General features: G+C 60.3%; 18 protein-coding genes and 1 pseudogene. 12 read left to right on the plus strand and 7 right to left on the minus strand.

The genetic code is table 11. The annotated features are described in order from the left end of the window. The first annotated feature begins 139 nt into the window (after window positions 1–139). From AMK02_RS25575 to AMK02_RS25585, 3 genes are all read left to right on the plus strand, one after another. On the plus strand, window positions 140–439 hold the full coding sequence (locus tag AMK02_RS25575) for a hypothetical protein (protein WP_064807329.1): 300 nt from the start codon (window positions 140–142) through the stop codon (window positions 437–439). Then, window positions 432–728, plus strand: a complete 297-nt coding sequence (locus tag AMK02_RS25580) for a hypothetical protein (RefSeq protein WP_064807331.1) — start codon at window positions 432–434, stop codon at window positions 726–728. Before AMK02_RS25575 ends, AMK02_RS25580 begins: the two co-directional genes overlap by 8 nt. A gap of 117 nt (window positions 729–845) precedes the next feature. After that, the gene (locus AMK02_RS25585; protein WP_064807944.1) at window positions 846–1,085 is read left to right on the plus strand and encodes a DUF6894 family protein; all 240 of its coding nucleotides are present in this window, start codon (window positions 846–848) and stop codon (window positions 1,083–1,085) included. On the opposite strand, the pseudogene AMK02_RS25590 reads toward AMK02_RS25585, so the two are convergent. Both AMK02_RS25590 and AMK02_RS25595 read right to left on the minus strand, forming a co-directional pair. Beyond that, window positions 1,069–1,300, minus strand: a pseudogene (locus AMK02_RS25590) (helix-turn-helix domain-containing protein); the annotation flags it as partial. The gene AMK02_RS25585 and the pseudogene AMK02_RS25590 overlap by 17 nt on opposite strands. A gap of 102 nt (window positions 1,301–1,402) precedes the next feature. Beyond that, window positions 1,403–2,776, minus strand: a complete 1,374-nt coding sequence (locus AMK02_RS25595) for a sensor histidine kinase (protein WP_064807335.1) — start codon at window positions 2,774–2,776, stop codon at window positions 1,403–1,405. A gap of 357 nt (window positions 2,777–3,133) precedes the next feature. Here AMK02_RS25595 and AMK02_RS25600 point away from each other — a divergent pair, with 357 nt between their 5' ends. From AMK02_RS25600 to AMK02_RS25625, 6 genes are all read left to right on the plus strand, one after another. Beyond that, window positions 3,134–3,739, plus strand: coding sequence for a Crp/Fnr family transcriptional regulator (locus AMK02_RS25600; RefSeq protein ID WP_237358384.1), 606 nt, complete (start codon window positions 3,134–3,136; stop codon window positions 3,737–3,739). A gap of 193 nt (window positions 3,740–3,932) precedes the next feature. Then, the gene (locus AMK02_RS25605; protein WP_064807339.1) at window positions 3,933–4,691 is read left to right on the plus strand and encodes a FadR/GntR family transcriptional regulator; all 759 of its coding nucleotides are present in this window, start codon (window positions 3,933–3,935) and stop codon (window positions 4,689–4,691) included. 24 nt (window positions 4,692–4,715) lie between these two features. Beyond that, on the plus strand, window positions 4,716–5,690 hold the full coding sequence (locus AMK02_RS25610) for a sialic acid TRAP transporter substrate-binding protein SiaP (protein ID WP_064807341.1): 975 nt from the start codon (window positions 4,716–4,718) through the stop codon (window positions 5,688–5,690). A 197-nt stretch (window positions 5,691–5,887) separates the two neighbouring features. Then, the gene (locus AMK02_RS25615; protein ID WP_064807343.1) at window positions 5,888–6,460 is read left to right on the plus strand and encodes a TRAP transporter small permease; all 573 of its coding nucleotides are present in this window, start codon (window positions 5,888–5,890) and stop codon (window positions 6,458–6,460) included. A 4-nt stretch (window positions 6,461–6,464) separates the two neighbouring features. Beyond that, window positions 6,465–7,871 (plus strand): TRAP transporter large permease, encoded by a 1,407-nt coding sequence (locus AMK02_RS25620; RefSeq protein WP_064807345.1) that lies wholly within the window; start codon window positions 6,465–6,467, stop codon window positions 7,869–7,871. A gap of 9 nt (window positions 7,872–7,880) precedes the next feature. Beyond that, window positions 7,881–8,915, plus strand: a complete 1,035-nt coding sequence (locus AMK02_RS25625) for an L-idonate 5-dehydrogenase (RefSeq protein WP_064807347.1) — start codon at window positions 7,881–7,883, stop codon at window positions 8,913–8,915. A 65-nt stretch (window positions 8,916–8,980) separates the two neighbouring features. On the opposite strand, the gene AMK02_RS25630 is transcribed toward AMK02_RS25625, so the two are convergent. The 4 genes from AMK02_RS25630 to AMK02_RS25645 form a co-directional block, all read right to left on the minus strand. Next, entirely contained in the window at window positions 8,981–9,394 is a 414-nt protein-coding gene (locus tag AMK02_RS25630) for a curlin (RefSeq protein ID WP_064807349.1), read from the minus strand. Window positions 9,395–9,563: 169 nt separating this feature from the next. After that, on the minus strand, window positions 9,564–9,962 hold the full coding sequence (gene csgH, locus AMK02_RS25635) for a curli-like amyloid fiber formation chaperone CsgH (protein ID WP_064807351.1): 399 nt from the start codon (window positions 9,960–9,962) through the stop codon (window positions 9,564–9,566). Between the two features lie 63 nt (window positions 9,963–10,025). Beyond that, the gene (locus AMK02_RS25640) at window positions 10,026–10,463 is read right to left on the minus strand and encodes a curlin (RefSeq protein WP_064807353.1); all 438 of its coding nucleotides are present in this window, start codon (window positions 10,461–10,463) and stop codon (window positions 10,026–10,028) included. Between the two features lie 213 nt (window positions 10,464–10,676). After that, a complete protein-coding gene (locus AMK02_RS25645) occupies window positions 10,677–11,570 on the minus strand; it encodes an alpha/beta fold hydrolase (protein WP_064807355.1) in 894 nt (297 codons plus the stop codon). 299 nt (window positions 11,571–11,869) lie between these two features. Between AMK02_RS25645 and AMK02_RS25650 the strand changes: the two genes are divergently transcribed. From AMK02_RS25650 to AMK02_RS25665, 3 genes are all read left to right on the plus strand, one after another. Further along, window positions 11,870–12,274, plus strand: a complete 405-nt coding sequence (locus AMK02_RS25650; protein WP_064807357.1) for a hypothetical protein — start codon at window positions 11,870–11,872, stop codon at window positions 12,272–12,274. Window positions 12,275–13,145: 871 nt separating this feature from the next. Further along, entirely contained in the window at window positions 13,146–14,126 is a 981-nt protein-coding gene (locus AMK02_RS25660; protein ID WP_064807359.1) for an alpha/beta fold hydrolase, read from the plus strand. Window positions 14,127–14,242: 116 nt separating this feature from the next. Beyond that, a complete protein-coding gene (locus AMK02_RS25665) occupies window positions 14,243–14,971 on the plus strand; it encodes a gamma-glutamylcyclotransferase (protein WP_064807361.1) in 729 nt (242 codons plus the stop codon). Between the two features lie 49 nt (window positions 14,972–15,020). On the opposite strand, the gene AMK02_RS25670 is transcribed toward AMK02_RS25665, so the two are convergent. After that, the gene (locus AMK02_RS25670; RefSeq protein WP_064807363.1) at window positions 15,021–15,920 is read right to left on the minus strand and encodes a LysR family transcriptional regulator; all 900 of its coding nucleotides are present in this window, start codon (window positions 15,918–15,920) and stop codon (window positions 15,021–15,023) included. Window positions 15,921–15,958 lie beyond the last annotated feature (38 nt).

Below are 15,958 nucleotides of genomic sequence, written 5' to 3' on the forward strand. Positions count from 1 at the left end.
CCGAACCGCGGCCGGGTCGCCTTGTTCCCCCTGGCGGACCGGATCAAGCCCCGATCGTCCTGTCCGTACGCTTCCGCACCGGCGGTTGAAATCGAAGATCCGAAGTTTAGGATCGTCGCATATAATGGGGAGGAAGCCGATGATCCAGCACTCGGGAATCACGAAGCCGGCGCTACAGCCTGATGACGTGGCAATGCTGACCACGGTCCTTGAGGGATGGTGTCAGGAGAAATCATGCGTGATCGCCAGCCCGGCCGCCGAACATGTTGCCAGGGAACTCGTATCCTGGTTCGAATGCGGCATCCGGGACAAGCACAAGCTCGCCGGCCTAATGCGGCATGTGCATCTGGATCCGGAGGACCTGCTGATCACACCGGATGCGCCGCTCGGCGCAACGGCATATGAGGACGCCGGACAGGCGGAATGTCACCATGAATAGAAGCCGGCAAAGCGCTCCTATCACGGCGGATCCCTCTGATCTCGGTTTTGTCGACCGGCAGATCGCCTTGCGACAAATCGTCGACGATCTCCGAAAACTGCGCGGCGGCGCGCCGGACGACTTCGGTCGATCTCCGGCTCTCGATCGCCTGCTTTGCGTGATCAGCGCTTCGGTCATACCGATTGCCAAAGCGGATGACGTGGATTGGGAAATTATTCTAATGGAGCTCCTCGAGCTTCGCGCGACGATGACGCGTCTTGCTACCGGCGTCGCCGAAACCTCCCATTGATTTCGATAGCCCGATTTAAGACAAGGATAATGTTGCTGTTTTGAATGACAGCCCGGTTCTTTTCCGCGGAACCTTACCCCACGTTCTGGCATTGATTCTGCAACGATGGGGCGGCCGATGCCAAGATTTTATTTTAACGTCGTTTCAGACACCGGCATGATCGTCGATCCCGAAGGTTCGGAACTGGCGACCGTCGAAGACGCCAGGCGCGAAGCCGTTCAGGATGCGAGAGCCCTCATGAGCCAAGCGGTTCTTTCGGGGAAAGACATCTCAGCGAGAAAGATCTACATCTGCGACGAACAAGGGACCCTGCTTCTGATCGTACGTTTCGCCGATACGATCAGGACTGCCGATTAGCGGGGCGCCGGATCGGCAAGCCGGTCAAACGTTCATATTCCCGTTCCGGAACGCCGTAGCTACCGGCCGCGATCTCTTCCAGCCGCTCCCTGTCGAAGATCCTGACATTGGCGCGGGTCGATTTGATGACCCGCAGCCCTTCGATGACATGCAGCTCATTCGTCACTCCCGAGCGGCGCACGCCGAAGCATGAGCGCCAGAAATTCACGGGTCAGTCAGCGGCAGATCGCTACCCTCGCGTCCTCTTCTCCCCAGCGGGGGAGGTGCCGGCAGGCGGATGAGGGCCGCACGGCACATTCTTCAAGGACAGAAGCCTTTCACCCTTCCCTCGGCAAGCGGATCACGAACCCCGTACCGGGCGCCCGGTCCTCGATATGCATCTCCGCCTTCAGCTGCTGCACGAGTGCGCGCACGATCTTCATTCCCAGGCTTTTCCCATCGTTCTCGAAGGACAGCACTTCCGGGGGCAGACCTCGTCCGTCGTCGGCGATCTCGAGGCAGATCTCATCGGCAATGCTGCGGGCGCTGACCGTGACAGCGCCGGAGACGTCGGGATAGGCGTGTTTGAAGGCATTGGTCACCAGCTCGTTGACGAGGAGGGCGATCTGGATCGCCCGGTCGGCATCGACCATGCACGGATCAGCGTTGACGGATACCGCGTGGCGGGAGGCCGATTGCTGCAGGCGCTGGCAGAGGCTCGACAGGAAATCCGCCAGATCTACCGTTTCGATATCCGGTTGACGCCATAATTGATCGTGCACCTGGGCGATGGTTCCGACACGCGCTTCCGCATCGCGAAGCGCCTGTCCGACCTCCTCCTGTTTGGTCGAACGGGCCTGCATGGCAAGCATGGCCGCGACGAGGGCCAGGCTGTTCTTGACGCGATGGCTCATCTCCCGCAGCATGATCTGCTGGTGTTCTTCGGCAAAATGACGCTCCGTATCGTCCCGGAGCACCTTGAGGTAGCCGGCACGCTGGGCACGAAGCGGCATGGTCAAGCCGCTGCCCCAGAATGTCGAGCCGTCTTTGCGTAAGTGAAACCGCTCGTTCTCGGCGCGGCCGCGCTCGGCGGCCGTCTTCATCTCGCGTTCCAGGGCGCCGTCGTTGCGGTCCTCGGGAACGAAGAGAATGCGGGCGTCGCGACCGAGGATCTCGTCTTCCTCATAACCGAAGATACGGCAGGCGCCGGTGTTCCAGCTGATGATCCGCCCAGCCCGATCAAAAGCGAAGATTGCATAGTCGATCGCGCTTTTGAGAATAAGCTGGAGACGCTCTTCGCTGGCGCGCCGAGTTTCGTCCTCATGAAGCATCTGCGTTTGGTCGCGGACGATTTTTAGAAGGCCGTAGGTCTCGCCGGCATCGTTGCGAAGCGGCATCATCAGTCCCGAAGCCCAGAACGAACTGCCGTCCTTTCTCACATGCCAGCGATTGTCGTCGGCGCTTCCGGTCGTCAACGCCAGCCTGATCTCCTTGAGCATCGCCCCTGCAAGCTGATCCTCGAACGTAAAGATGGCGGCACCGCTCTGTCCGATGATTTCGGGCGGCGAATAGCCGAAGAGTCTTTCCGCGCCGGCACTCCACGTCACGACGGTGCCGTCGCGATTCATCGCAAAAATTGCATAATCCCGGGCGCTCTCGACGATGTGCCGATAAATTTCAGTCTCGTCACTCGGGAGGGGATATTGATCCATGCCAGCTGCCCCGCAATTGCCCGCCCACTACATTAGCACTTGCTACAGCAATTTCTCGCCGCGTGCGGTTGCGTACAAAACTCCACCAAGGAACCTTCTGCCGATCATGCGAGTTAAGGCTCAGCGCCTTGCAATCGGCCATTCCGGAGTTCATAATTTTAAGTGCGGCTGAGCTGATCTTGTGGTGCTGACGGCCGGGAGACGGTGTCCTCTTGCCAAACAAAGGGCAGAGCGATGCGAGTATTCGAAAGCGAAAATCTCATTCTGTCGCAGTTGGCGGATCCGGAGCTTCTGGCTCTGGAGCGCATACTGGAACCACTTGTTCTTCCACGCGATTTCGAGCTTGTCCATTTGGGCATGCCGGTCAGCCATTATTATTTCCTGGAAACCGGCATTGCTTCCATGGTGGCGACGAGTCCCGAGGGCAGGAAAGCCGAGATCGGCGTGCTCGGTAGGGACGGGATGTCGCCGCCGGCTCTGACGGCGGACGCGGAGCGGTTTTCATTCGACGTCATGATGCAGGTTGGCGGTCATGGGCGCCGTGTGGAAGCCAGCGCTCTGGCATGCTTCCTCGCCGACCGGCCCGCCGTCCGCCGGCTGCTCTCGCGTTTTCTCCATAGCTTTTTCGCGCAGGTCGCCAACACCGCGCTGTCCAACGCCGTTCACAAGATCGACGTTCGGCTGGCGAAATGGCTTCTGATGTGCCATGACCGCCTCGATGGCGAAGGGATTGAAATCACGCATGAATATATGGCCACGATGCTGGGAGTCCGCCGCTCCAGCGTCACTGATGCCTTACACATCCTGGAGGGCGAGCATCTCATTTATTCCACCCGCGGCCTGGTAATCATCCGCAACCGCGCATCCCTCGAAGCCTTCGCAGCAGACGCCTACGACCTCCCTGGCATCACAGGACGCGGCTGGCCGGTGATCGACCGCCCGTCTCTGGCACTGAGCCGCTAAGCACGCCGCGCACCGGGATCGACGATCTCTCAAGCGTCGCTTTCCCAGCAGGTCTTTTTCGGTCATCGCAGCCGGGAATGATGCTCGCTAGAATTTCGCGCATTGACGCACAACCGACGCAGTGGTATGCACAAAATTGGTCAGGCCAGTTGACCAGCTGCGTGTTTGAGGAGAAGCCGCCGGGGAGGCCAGAATGTTTTCGCCCGTTGAATCGCGCCGCCTCTACAGGCAGGTCGCGGATCAGATTCGTTCGATGATTGCCGGCGGCGAGCTTGTCGTCGGCCAGAAGCTGCCGGCCGAGCGCGATCTGGCGGAGCAACTGTCGGTCTCACGCCCGACCGTGCGCGAGGCGCTGATCGTTCTCGAGGTAGAAGGTCTCGTCAACATCCGCATGGGCTCCGGCATCTATGTGGTGCGTCGGCAGGGCATCAGCATGGCGACAAGCGAAAGCGAGCCGGTGGAGGGACCTTTCGAATTGCTGCAGGCGCGCGCCATCATCGAATGCGCCATCGCCGAGGAAGCGGCAACCCGCGCGAAGCCGGAAGATATCGCCGTGCTCGACGAGGCGCTGATGCGCATGAGCGGCGGCCTCAACGATGCGGCGACGGTGCTCGCCGCCGACCGCGCCTTCCATACCGGCATTGCCGCCATTATCGGCAATGCCACCCTGATCCGTGTGACGGGCGAGATGTTCGACATGCGCATGACCCCCTATTTCGCCAAGCTCGCCAGCCATTTCGAGGGGCCGACGACATGGCGCAGCGCCGTCGACGAGCACCGGGCGATCCGCGATGCAATCGCCGCCGGCGATACGGCCGGCGCGAAGGCTGCGATGCGCAGCCATCTCACCCTATCGCAGAAGAGATTTTCCGAGAGCTTCGGGGAGGAGTTCTCGGGAGAAGAGGAGCGCGGCCGCAACAAGGCGCGCGCGAAAGGAACCACCAAGACTTAAACCCGAGCTCGGGAGGAGAGAGCAATGAAAATGAGACTGGCAACGATACTGTGCACTGCAGCCGCGATCATGGCGACGACGGCGGTCGCGCAGGCTCAGACCGTCCTGAAATGGGCGCATGTCTATGAAACCTCGGAGCCGTTCCACACGGATTCCGTCTGGGCTGCGGAAGAGATCGCCAAACGCACCGACGGACGCTACAAGATCGAGGTCTATCCGGCCTCGCAGCTCGGCAAGGAAGCCGACATCAACCAGGGCCTCAAGCTCGGCACGGTCGACATCATCATTTCCGGATCGAGCTTTGCCGCGCGCGACTACAAGCCGATCGGCGTCACCTACTTTCCCTATATCTTCCGCAATCCCGATCATCTGATCGCCTATACCCAGAGCGATGTCTTCAAGCGTCTCGCCAAGGGTTATGAGGACAAGACCGGCAACCACATCGCCGCCGTCAGCTATTACGGCACGCGCCACACGACCTCGAACAAGCCGATCGCCAAATGCGCCGACATGCAGGGCCTGAAGATCCGCGTCCCGGACGTCCCGGCCTATCTGGCGATGCCGCGCGCCTGCGGCGCCAACACGACGCCGATCGCCTTCGCCGAGGTCTATCTCGCTTTGCAGAACGGCACCGTCGAGGCGCAGGAAAACCCGCTGACGACGATCGAAGCAAAGAAGTTCTTCGAAGTCCAGAAGAACATCATTCTCACCGGCCACATCGTCGACCACCTGAACACGGTAATCTCCAAGCAGCTGTGGGCGAAGCTCTCCGACGAGGACAAGAAGATCTTCGGCGAAGTGATGCAGCAGGCCGCCGAGCGCACGACCAAGACGATCGCCGGCAAGGAAAATAGCCTCGTCGCCACCTTCAAGGAAAAGGGCATCAACGTCACCGAGGTCGACAAGGCCGACTTCGAGAAGAACGTGATGGAAAAGGTGAAGTTTGAGGACTTCGGCTATGAGAAGGCCGATTGGGAAGCGATCCGGGCGATCCAGTAAGCGCCTTGGCGCGACGTCCGCCAACTCTTCCTTCGTCATGCTCGGGCTTGTCCCGAGCATCTGCCTCAGATCGATGGGGCAGCAGATCCTCGGCACAAGGCCGAGGATGACGTCGAGCGAGGAACGAGCCCAGCAGCCTCAAGCCGGGTGCCATCTGCGTCGTGCGCTCTCCTTCTCCAACCGAAACAAGGCCGATCATGTCGAAAGAAATTCACACGCCAATTACGGCCGAGGAAATCGGCCACGAATTCGAAGGCCATGCGCCGACCGCGAACGTCTCGGACTACGCCATCGAAGACTGGATCACGTTGATCGTTTTCTGGCTGATGGCCGGCTGCGTCTTCCTGCAGTTCTTCACGCGGTATGTGCTGAACGACAGCTATGCCTGGACCGAGGAGATCGCCATCAACTGCCTGATCGGCGTCGTCTTTCTCGGCGCCGTCATGTGCGTGCGCACCTCGCGACATATCCAGGTGGACGTGTTCTATCATTATATGCCGGCGGGCCTGGCGCGCGTGCTCGCGACCTTCGTTGATATCGTCCGCATCGGCTTCTTCGCCTATGGCTGCACTCTGATGTGGCGTTACGTCGACATCGTCGCCGACGAGCAGATGGTCACCATCGACCTGCCGCGCAACATCGTCTTCTACTCGGTGCTTGTCGCTTTCGTGCTGATGCTGATCCGCGCGGTCATCGTCTTCATCGCCAATATGCGCCGCGGCTACTCCGTCCTGGAGCGCCCGGAAGAATTCCAATCCGTCGAAGGATGACCCGATGCTGCTGCTTCTTGGCTCGTTTCTGCTGCTGATGCTGGTCGGCGTGCCCGTTGCCATCTCGATGGCCGTCGCCTCCGTGCTTTACATCGTCCTTTACGGCGTGGCGCCCGACATCATCGTCGCCCAGCGCATGATCGCCGGCGTCGAGAGTTTTCCGCTGCTCGCCGTGCCCTTCTTCATCCTGGCCGGCAATCTGATGAATTCCGCCGGCGTCACCGGCCGTATCTACTCCTTCGCGGTCGCGCTGGTCGGCTGGATGAAGGGCGGGCTGGCGCAGGTCAACATCATCGGCTCCGTCATTTTCTCGGGCATGTCGGGCACCGCGCTCGCCGATGCGGCCGGCATCGGCACGATCGAAATCAAGGCGATGAAGGACCATGGCTATCCGGTCGAAGCGGCGGTCGGTGTGACGGCCGCCTCCGCCACGCTCGGGCCGATCTTCCCGCCGTCGCTGCCCTTCGTCATCTACGGCATGATGGCGAACGTCTCGATCGGCGCTCTCTTCATGGCCGGCATCCTGCCCGGCGTCGTCATGACGCTGCTGATGATGATCACCGTCGCCGCCTTCGCCTATCGCAAACGCTGGGGTTCCGACGCGCCGTTCAATGTGCGCGAGCTCCTGTCGGCCGGCATGGAAATCCTCGTCGTCCTGATGGTGCCTGTGGCGATCTATCTGATGATGCGCGCCGGCCTCTCGATGAACGCCGCGGCGGGTATTGCCCTCCTCGTGCTCCTGGCGCTCGACTGGTATTTCGGCTTCTCCGCCGTCATGGCCCTGATGACTCCCGTCATCCTGATCGGCGGCATGACGATGGGCTGGTTCACGCCGACGGAGGCAGCGGTCGCGGCTGTGCTCTGGTCGCTCTTCCTCGGCCTCGTGCGCTACCGCACGATGACGCTCTCGACGCTCGCCAAGGCGAGCTTCGATACGATCGAAACGACGGCGTCGGTGCTCTTCATCGTCACCGCCGCATCGGTCTTCGCGTGGCTCTTGACGGTCAGCCAGGCCGCGCAGCTACTCTCGGATGCGATCCTGTCGATCACCGACAATAAATGGGTGTTCCTGATCCTGGTGAACCTGCTGATGCTCTTCGTCGGCTGCTTCCTGGATACGATCGCCGCGATCACCATCCTCGTGCCGATCCTTCTGCCGATTGTCGCCAAGTTCGGCATCGATCCCGTTCAGTTCGGCCTGATCATGACCTTGAACCTGATGATCGGCTTGCTTCACCCGCCACTCGGCATGGTGTTGTTCGTGCTCTCACGGGTGGCGAAGCTTTCGGTCGAACGCACGACAATGGCGATCGTACCATGGCTGGTGCCGCTGTTCCTGGCGCTGATCCTGATCACCTTCATTCCCGCCGTATCGCTCTGGCTGCCGCAGCAGCTCGGACTGTTGAGATAGGAGGGTAGGATGCAGACGCGTCTGGCGCGGCTTTACCAAAAAGGCGATCTCAGGGTCGAAATGGACACAGTCCCGGCTCCCGGTCCAGGCGAGGTGCTTCTCAAGATGGCGGCCGCCGGCATCTGCGGCTCCGACCTGCATTATTATCAGGACGGCGGCTTCGGGCCTGTCAGGGTGCGCGAGCCGATCATCCCCGGCCACGAGGCCTCGGGGAGGGTGAGTCAAGCGGGCGAGGGGGTCGAGCTCAAAGCCGGCACGCTGGTCGCAGTCAATCCAAGTCAGCCCTGCGGCCATTGCGAATATTGCGTGAAGGGACTGCCGATCCATTGCCTCGATATGCGCTTCATGGGCAGCGCGATGCGCCTGCCGCACGAGCAGGGCATGTTCCGGGAGTGGCTGGTAGTACCGGCCGGGCAATGCTTCGAAATGGGAGCCGAGACGACCGCCGCGGAAGCGGCCTGCAGCGAGCCGCTCGCCGTCTGCCTGCATGCCGCATCGCGCGCCGGCGAGATATCGGGCAAACGCGTCCTCGTCACCGGCGCCGGCCCGATCGGCTGCCTGATGGTTGCCGCCGCCCGGCATCACGGCGCGGCCGAGATCGTGGTGACCGATCTTGCCGATGCGGCGCTCGCAAGGGCCAAAGCGATCGGCGCCAGCCGCGCGATCAATGTTTCCGAAGGGGCTGCGGCACTTGCCGAATTCGAGGCGGGAAAGGGCTATTTCGATCTTGTCTTCGAATGCTCGGCCGCCGCACCCGCGATCCGCAGCGCAATCGCCGCCGTCCGGCCGCGCGGCACGATTGTGCAGGTCGGCGTCACGGGCGAGATCCCGGTCCCGCTCAACGCCATCGTCGGCAAGGAGCTGCATATCCACGGAACGCAGCGGTTCCACGAGGAATTCGCCACTGCCGCCAAGCTGATCGCAAGCCGCAAGATCGATGTGCGGCCGATCATCAGCCACAGCTTACCCTTGGAAGAAGCCGCCGCCGCCTTCACCCTTGCCGGCGATCGTACGGCCGCCTGTAAGGTACAGCTTACATTTTAGCGGCTTACTCGCCGCAGAGATTCCTTATGGGGCGCCGACCGGTCGCGCCCGGCGTGTGAACTGCCTTACCAGCCATAGCTGAAGGTAGCACCACTGCCGTTATCCCCATCCTGCACGACGTCCGTTTCAGTATTTCGCCCATACTGGAAAATGCCATAGGCATTGTTGTTGCCGTTCTGCCGCAAGGTCGCGGAATGACCATTGCCCCGTTGCCTGACGAAGCCGAGATTGCCGCGGCCGGCCTGAGCGATACCAGCCGCGTTACCCCGACCCAGCTGCCGGATGTCAGCATCTTTCAGACCGCGGTAGAGGGAATAGACGCGCAGCCCGGTTGAAAAAAGTCCGGCATCCTGGGCATTGTCCGGTGCGAGGTTGAACGAGATCCGACCGCCGGCATAGGCTGGCGCAGACAAGGCTACTTGGCCCAGGCTCCCGGCAAGAAGGGTGACGGCAAGGATCTTAAACACGTTGCGGGTCATTCTGATCTCCATTTCCGGCTGCCTCAGCCGATGATCAGCTTTCGCATCTTGCAGCTGAACCCAGCCGGAATTGCCCGTTCAGTTGTCGTTCAGTCGTTTCGGCCTGATTGAATGCAAAAGGACGCCGGAAACGGCGCCCTTTTGGAAAACTGTAGAATGTGGAGGCCGATCAGTTGCCGCCGATCTGCTTCACGCAGCTGAAACTCTCATCCCCGACGACGACGTCCAGGGTGGCTTTGTATTTGGCTCCTTTCGAGTCGAGCGAGACCGAACCAAGCATTGCCGCATGTCCCTCGACTGCATCAAAATCGCCACTCTGGTTGATCGTGGAGCGTCCGCCGTTTCCCACCTTTTCGACATGGAAGGTGTAAGTCCCGCCGACATGCTTGTCGGCGTGGACGAGCGCGTCCAGTCTCACCATACCTGCCCCAGGGGTTGCTTTGATTTCGCAAAGCTGCACCCGGTCAGATTGGTTGGCTGTCGTCATGGCGGAAACCGCGCCGACGGGAAGCAGGACCAGCGCGAGAATCGTCATCGCGCGGCGCGGATGTTTGATGCTATTTGGCATGGTCGATTCCCCTGGTGGTCTGCTGTTGCGATCCTGACCTGTTTCACGGCATCCTGCAGCCGCTTACGGGCAGGCTTGGACGAAAGCGGCGACATTGCCGTTGCCGCCCTGGCTGACATTGGCGCTGCAGCCATGGCCGACCTGGACGCCGGCCGCGATGTTGCCATTACCATCCTGGGTAAGGATGGTCGTATGGCTGGAGCCGAATTGGCCAATGCCCGCTACGTTGCGGTTGCCGTGCTGATAGGTGGCGCCATAGTTGTCGTTGCCTTCCTGACCGACAGCTGAAAGATTATGATGACCATATTGACGGCCGAGAATTCGGTTGTAGCCACCGTTCTGGTAGGTTCTGATCCGGTTTCCGTATCCTTCCTGTGCCCCACCGGCAGAGTTCGACCAGCCATATTGTTCGATACGAACATCATTGGCCATGGCGGGGGCTGCGGCGGTAATGCCGACGAGAGCGACGAGTGCGGTTGCAATGACAGACGTGCGGATCATGAATATGTCTCCTCAGGCGGAAAAGACCGCGGTTGAACGTCTTTCTTCTAGACGCTCCCTTCGGAACGGAAGCTGAAGGCGCCATTCAGTCGGGGTTCATTCGCGGAGATCGGCGCGGTGTCAGCCATGGGTGATGAACGGCCGCAGCGTCTTTCAGAGAGATTGTGCGCCGCATCCCGCTCGAGAGTTGAGGCGAGGGATAGGAGAGCCCACTCACGCGACACCAGCCAAATGCTGCCGCTTAGAAGATTGCTGTACTCGCTCCCTCATAAGGTCGCTCAGCATCTGTCGGGCTACGGCTGGCACAACATGATGTGGAAGGTGGCCGACGCCCTCGATCACCCTGATCATCGGCCTCGGATGTTTCTGCCGAAGGCCATCGATATGCCAGGCCGGCTGAACTATGCGATCCTCCGAACCGAACAGGACGTGCAGTGGCAGATTGCCGGGCAGCTTCGGCAGCAGTTCCATGTCTTTGTTGAAGGCCCGCAGCTCGTTAGCCATCGTTTCAATTGCGCCCGGATTGACCATATGAGCGGCCGGCAACACCGACAGCTGGGGAGGCAACGTGTTTGGAAAGGATGACGATCGCAGACCACGGTCGAGAAAAAACGCTGCCCATCGGCTGATTACATGCTGGCGGATCAAGGATCCCACCACCGGGGCGACGGACGCCCGGAGGATGGGCAGCGGTTTCGGTGGGACGGGCCTGCAGCACGGCGAAATCAGAAGCAACCCGTTCACCAGCTCCGGCCGGCGCGCTGCCAGATGAAGTGCCGGCGCGCTGCCGATGGAGTGGGCTACGATCGAGACGCAATGCAGGTCCATTGCATCGATTAGGCGCTCGAGCCAAAAGGATTGGCCTATCGGTCCTCGTTCAGCGAGAGGAAGAGGGCTGCTGAAACCGTAGCCCGGGCGATCGGGGGCCACCATGCGGAACGTGCTCTGAGCAAACGGAAGCAGAACCTCTTCAGCCAGGCTCCCACAGCCATGGAGGACAAGGATCGGTCTTGCGTTCAAGTCGCCGCTCTCCAGAACATGCACCTGCTGCTTGTCGAACTGGTAAATCGTGCCGATCCGGGGGCAAAATGCCTGCTGCTTCAACATGAACCAACAAACGCCCGCAGTTGGTTCTCGGTTCCGTGATGCTTTTGGCTTAGTTCAACCAACTTGTTCTACCCGGAGCGTGCCTGCGGAAGCCGCCGTAACAAGTTCCACTGACACGTGCCATCCGGATTAACCTGCTTCGCCCGTCGGCAATGTTGTTCTAGTGTCGTCTCGCTGCCCGGCAATATTTCTATTCTAATATTGATAACAGGGCTGGTGCTCCAAAGATCCTCTGATGTGCTCGTTCTCAGAAGCTTGAAAACATGCTAAGTTTCGTCGGCAACAGAGGGGGAAAACCAATGCCACGCATCGCAAATCTTTACTTCAAGACCGCCATCATTTTTCTGATCGCCGGCATCTCGGTCGGCCTTCACATGTCGATCTCAGGTAATCACGCACCGACCGGGGCCCATGCCCACGCCAACCTGCTCGGCTGGGTCACCATGGCGCTCTTCGGCGTTTACCACGCGCTCAATCCACACAAGGCCGAGAAGCGCCTGGCGATGATCCAGTACGTCGTCTACACCTTCGGTGTCGCGGTGCTGATCCCGTCCCTTTATCTGCTGCTTTCCGGAAACACGGCGATGGAACCGATTGTCGCCATTTCCTCGCTCATCGCCTTCGCCGGCGTGCTGATGTTCGCCGTCATCATCTTCTCGGGCAGCGAGGCTTCGAGTCCGGCCGGCGTCTCCCGGGCGCGCTGATCCAATCGGGAAATAGACTATCTCGATTGCCACGTCGCATGTTCGAATTCTCTTCGTGCATCTCGTGCTTTTGCATTTGAGAATGACGAGGAGTTTTCGGCCGGCCAACGCGGATCGCGCCAAGGTGCGAGGTCTTGGATTCAGCCGATCGCCGTCACATCGGCTCCGCGAGAGCGGAGAACTCCTAGAATGCTCTGAGGCCCGTTCAGAAATCCGATCGGCAGGACGATGAACGCGTTCGTGCCTGCCGGCAGGCTTGCGATCCGTTCGATCGGATGTGCGCGCAGTTTGTTCATATCGATAAGCCCGGTTGGTGAGACGATGCCTTTGGCGGTGATTTCCTCGCCAAGCTTGGCTATCTCTGTGCTTTTTCGAACCTTGTGGAGCTCATCGAAGTAGGCGCCGATCGGTCCGACGCGGCGGGAGAAGATAGGTTATTGCAGCGGCGTCGACAGAATTGACCATCTCCAGATCACCGGTTCTTGCATGGCCTGCACGTCGCCGTCGGCGGCGGGCTCCTTCACGTTCTCGCTAATCAGCCACGGCGACGCTTTTGGCACCGGGCTCATCTCGTATGCCGTCCGTCGCCTGCTTGAGCACAAACGCAATCTGCGCTTCAGAAAAACTTCGATGCTCTCACGGAGTTCTCCTCCTCGTCCCCACAGGGTCATAAGTGGGAAATTCCAGTTCCAGATAGCCTAACTTGACTGGAGCACATCAGGCCCGGGCCAAGGCCCCATTATTTCATGGGAGGCAATAAATTCGAAACTATTCTCGCAATTGTGGATGTGAGGGTCCGACGGCAATATCACCCTTGTCAGACGAACACTGTGTCGCCTGAACTTTTCAATAACGAAATCGCAGGACGGAGATGACCCAGCCTCGCTATTCCATAACGCGCCGAGACGCGCTGTTGTCCATAGGCGCCGCAGCAGCGGCCATGGCCATTTCGCCCTCTCTCAGCTTCGCAGCCAATGCTGCTCCCACCATTAACCCAATCGAAGGAACCAAGACGATGGCCTATGTAAGCACCGAAGACGGCGTTGAAATCTTCTACAAGGACTGGGGCCCTAAGGATGCCCAGCCGATCATGTTCCACCACGGATGGCCGCTGTCGTCCGACGACTGGGACGCGCAGATGCTGTTTTTCCTGTCGAAAGGTTTTCGCGTCGTCGCCCATGACCGCCGCGGCCATGGCCGATCCGCCCAGGTGGCCGACGGTCACGATATGGACCATTACGCAGCCGATGCCTTTGCCGTCGTCGAGGCGCTCGGCCTGAAGAATGTCGTGCATGTCGGCCATTCCACCGGTGGCGGTGAGGTCGCCCGTTATGTGGCCAAACATGGCGAGCCTGCCGGCCGCGTCGCCAAGGCCGTCCTCGTTTCGGCCGTGCCGCCGCTGATGCTCAAGACCGAGGCCAATCCCGAAGGCCTGCCGATGGAAGTGTTCGACGGTTTCCGTTCCGCACTTGCCGCTAACCGCGCGCAGTTCTTCCGCGACGTTCCGGCCGGTCCGTTCTACGGTTTCAATCGAGATGGCGCCAAGGTTCAGGAAGGCGTGATCCAGAACTGGTGGCGTCAGGGCATGATGGGCGGCGCCAAGGCCCATTACGACGGTATCAAGGCCTTCTCCGAAACCGACCAGACGGAGGACCTGAAGGCGATCAGCGTTCCCACTCTCGTCTTGCATGGTGAAGACGACCAGATCGTTCCGATTGCGGACTCTGCGCTGAAGTCGGTGAAGCTTCTGAAGAACGGTTCGCTCAAGACCTACCCCGGCTTCTCGCATGGCATGCTGACCGTCAATGCCGATGTGCTGAACGCCGACCTTCTCGCCTTCGTGAAGGCTTGAGCGGTCCTGGCGACGAGTGCGGCCTCCCACGCACCCGTCGCCTCACGAAGCACCAGATTCACAAGCGCTCGGCGCGGTGGTCTCCCGGCTGCTATCTCGTTGAAACGGTTTCCCACATGCGAAAAACACCCATCGCCAAGACACGGGTACCGGTTGCCATGCACCTGACCCCCGACCTCGTAGCCAAAACCTTCAAGCTAGTCGAGGACGAGGGCCCAGAGCCTAACTGGACGCCGATCTCGGGTCAGCAACTCGATCAACTCGTCAGCAGAGTCGAGCAGGAGGCTGGCGACGAGCAGATATGGGTGTTCGCTTATGGATCCTTGATGTGGAACCCGGGCTTTGAAGCGGCAGCAAGCGAAGAGGCCGTTGCGTACGGATGGCATCGTGCGTTCTCGTTGAGGATAGAACGGCTGAGGGCCACCTCCGATGCGCCAGGTCTGATGCTGGCGCTTCGGCCGGGAGGAAGTTGCTCTGGCCTCGTCCTGAAGCTCCCCTGCGTGACGAAATGGCAGGATCTGCGTACGCTTCTGGCGCGCGAAATCCGATATGCCGAGGTGTGCGACATGGTGCGATGGGTTTCGGTCAAGACACCGACGGGTACACGCCGCGCGCTCACATTCTGGGCGAGTGCGAAGCGATCAGGGCTCACGGAGAAGATACCGCTCGATGACGCCGCAGTGTTGATCGCTCAGGCATGCGGACCGGCGGGATCCTGCGCGGAATACCTGCATCGGACGGTCTTGGATCTGGCGGAGCGAAATATCTTCGATCGAAACCTGTGGCAGCTGCAGCAAATGGTCGCCGCAAGACTACGGGCACTTTCACAGGACGGTTTGATGTGAGAGAAGGTGCACGTCTCCTGAAGATCAGTGATGATGTGCGCGGCGTATGTCAATCCAGCATGACCATCTGCGCCGCGACTTGCTCTTCGAAGAATTTCGAGAATGAGGCGATGCGTGGTGGAAGCGCTTGGTACGGCGGATAGAACAGCGTCAGCCACAGGTCAGGCGGTGCCCATCCCTTGAAGACGTGGACGAGACGACCGCTCCTGATGTGATCGGCGATGTTGAATCCTGGGAGCAGTGCGACACCTGCACCGTCGGCGGCCATGTCCGCCAGTACCTCGCCACTGTTGGCGCTGAAGGCTCGACCTGCCGAGATTGTGATGCTTGAGCCGCCGTCGGACAAAACCCAGTTCTCGCGCCGGCTCTCGCCGCTATAGGCGAGGCAGTCGTCTGGCTTTAGCTCGTTGGGGTGTTGCATATCGGCGAAACGGCTCCCTGGGGCCGCGACCAGGATGCGTGGCACCACCCGGATTTTTCTCCAGATCGTGTACTTGTCTGAAGGCTGTGATGAGATGCGGATCGCCAGATCGTAGTCGTCATCGACGATATTCACCAAACCGTCGGACAAGGAGACCTCGAAGCTCATCTTCGGATAACGTTCCTTGAAACCTGACAGGATCGGCGGCAGCACGGTCTTGCCGAACCACATGGGCGCGCTGATCCGGAGGCGCCCTTCGTCCGCCTTGTGCGCGTTCATCACATCCCGTCGCGCTTCTTCCAACGTCTTCATCGCTGGCTGGATCTGCGCGGCGAAGATTGCGCCGTCAGTCGTCAGCGAGACCTGCCTCGTCGTGCGCACGAAAAGCTGCACGCCGAGTTCCGCCTCGAGTGCTGCGATCGCGCGTGTAACAGCCGCCGGCGTCATGTCCAACTCGCGGGCGACCTGCGCGAAATTTCGCTTCTCGGCTGCGAGCAGGAAGGTTCTGAGGGCCTTGTAATCGTTCATGTCATTGTTTCAGGATTTGCAATTCAATCGAGAGGAAT

Source organism: Rhizobium sp. N731, assembly GCF_001664145.1.
Classification (GTDB): domain Bacteria; phylum Pseudomonadota; class Alphaproteobacteria; order Rhizobiales; family Rhizobiaceae; genus Rhizobium; species Rhizobium esperanzae.

Bases quoted from the DNA above. Each gene is read 5' to 3' on its own strand.
- AMK02_RS25575 (WP_064807329.1), top strand. From the start codon at position 140: ATGATCCAGCACTCGGGAATCACGAAGCCGGCGCTACAGCCTGATGAC.
- AMK02_RS25580 (WP_064807331.1), top strand. From the start codon at position 432: ATGAATAGAAGCCGGCAAAGCGCTCCTATCACGGCGGATCCCTCTGAT.
- AMK02_RS25585 (WP_064807944.1), top strand. From the start codon at position 846: ATGCCAAGATTTTATTTTAACGTCGTTTCAGACACCGGCATGATCGTC.
- AMK02_RS25595 (WP_064807335.1), bottom strand. From the start codon at position 2,776: ATGGATCAATATCCCCTCCCGAGTGACGAGACTGAAATTTATCGGCAC.
- AMK02_RS25600 (WP_237358384.1), top strand. From the start codon at position 3,134: ATGCCGGTCAGCCATTATTATTTCCTGGAAACCGGCATTGCTTCCATG.
- AMK02_RS25605 (WP_064807339.1), top strand. From the start codon at position 3,933: ATGTTTTCGCCCGTTGAATCGCGCCGCCTCTACAGGCAGGTCGCGGAT.
- AMK02_RS25610 (WP_064807341.1), top strand. From the start codon at position 4,716: ATGAAAATGAGACTGGCAACGATACTGTGCACTGCAGCCGCGATCATG.
- AMK02_RS25615 (WP_064807343.1), top strand. From the start codon at position 5,888: ATGTCGAAAGAAATTCACACGCCAATTACGGCCGAGGAAATCGGCCAC.
- AMK02_RS25620 (WP_064807345.1), top strand. From the start codon at position 6,465: ATGCTGCTGCTTCTTGGCTCGTTTCTGCTGCTGATGCTGGTCGGCGTG.
- AMK02_RS25625 (WP_064807347.1), top strand. From the start codon at position 7,881: ATGCAGACGCGTCTGGCGCGGCTTTACCAAAAAGGCGATCTCAGGGTC.
- AMK02_RS25630 (WP_064807349.1), bottom strand. From the start codon at position 9,394: ATGACCCGCAACGTGTTTAAGATCCTTGCCGTCACCCTTCTTGCCGGG.
- csgH (WP_064807351.1), bottom strand. From the start codon at position 9,962: ATGCCAAATAGCATCAAACATCCGCGCCGCGCGATGACGATTCTCGCG.
- AMK02_RS25640 (WP_064807353.1), bottom strand. From the start codon at position 10,463: ATGATCCGCACGTCTGTCATTGCAACCGCACTCGTCGCTCTCGTCGGC.
- AMK02_RS25645 (WP_064807355.1), bottom strand. From the start codon at position 11,570: ATGTTGAAGCAGCAGGCATTTTGCCCCCGGATCGGCACGATTTACCAG.
- AMK02_RS25650 (WP_064807357.1), top strand. From the start codon at position 11,870: ATGCCACGCATCGCAAATCTTTACTTCAAGACCGCCATCATTTTTCTG.
- AMK02_RS25660 (WP_064807359.1), top strand. From the start codon at position 13,146: ATGACCCAGCCTCGCTATTCCATAACGCGCCGAGACGCGCTGTTGTCC.
- AMK02_RS25665 (WP_064807361.1), top strand. From the start codon at position 14,243: ATGCGAAAAACACCCATCGCCAAGACACGGGTACCGGTTGCCATGCAC.
- AMK02_RS25670 (WP_064807363.1), bottom strand. From the start codon at position 15,920: ATGAACGATTACAAGGCCCTCAGAACCTTCCTGCTCGCAGCCGAGAAG.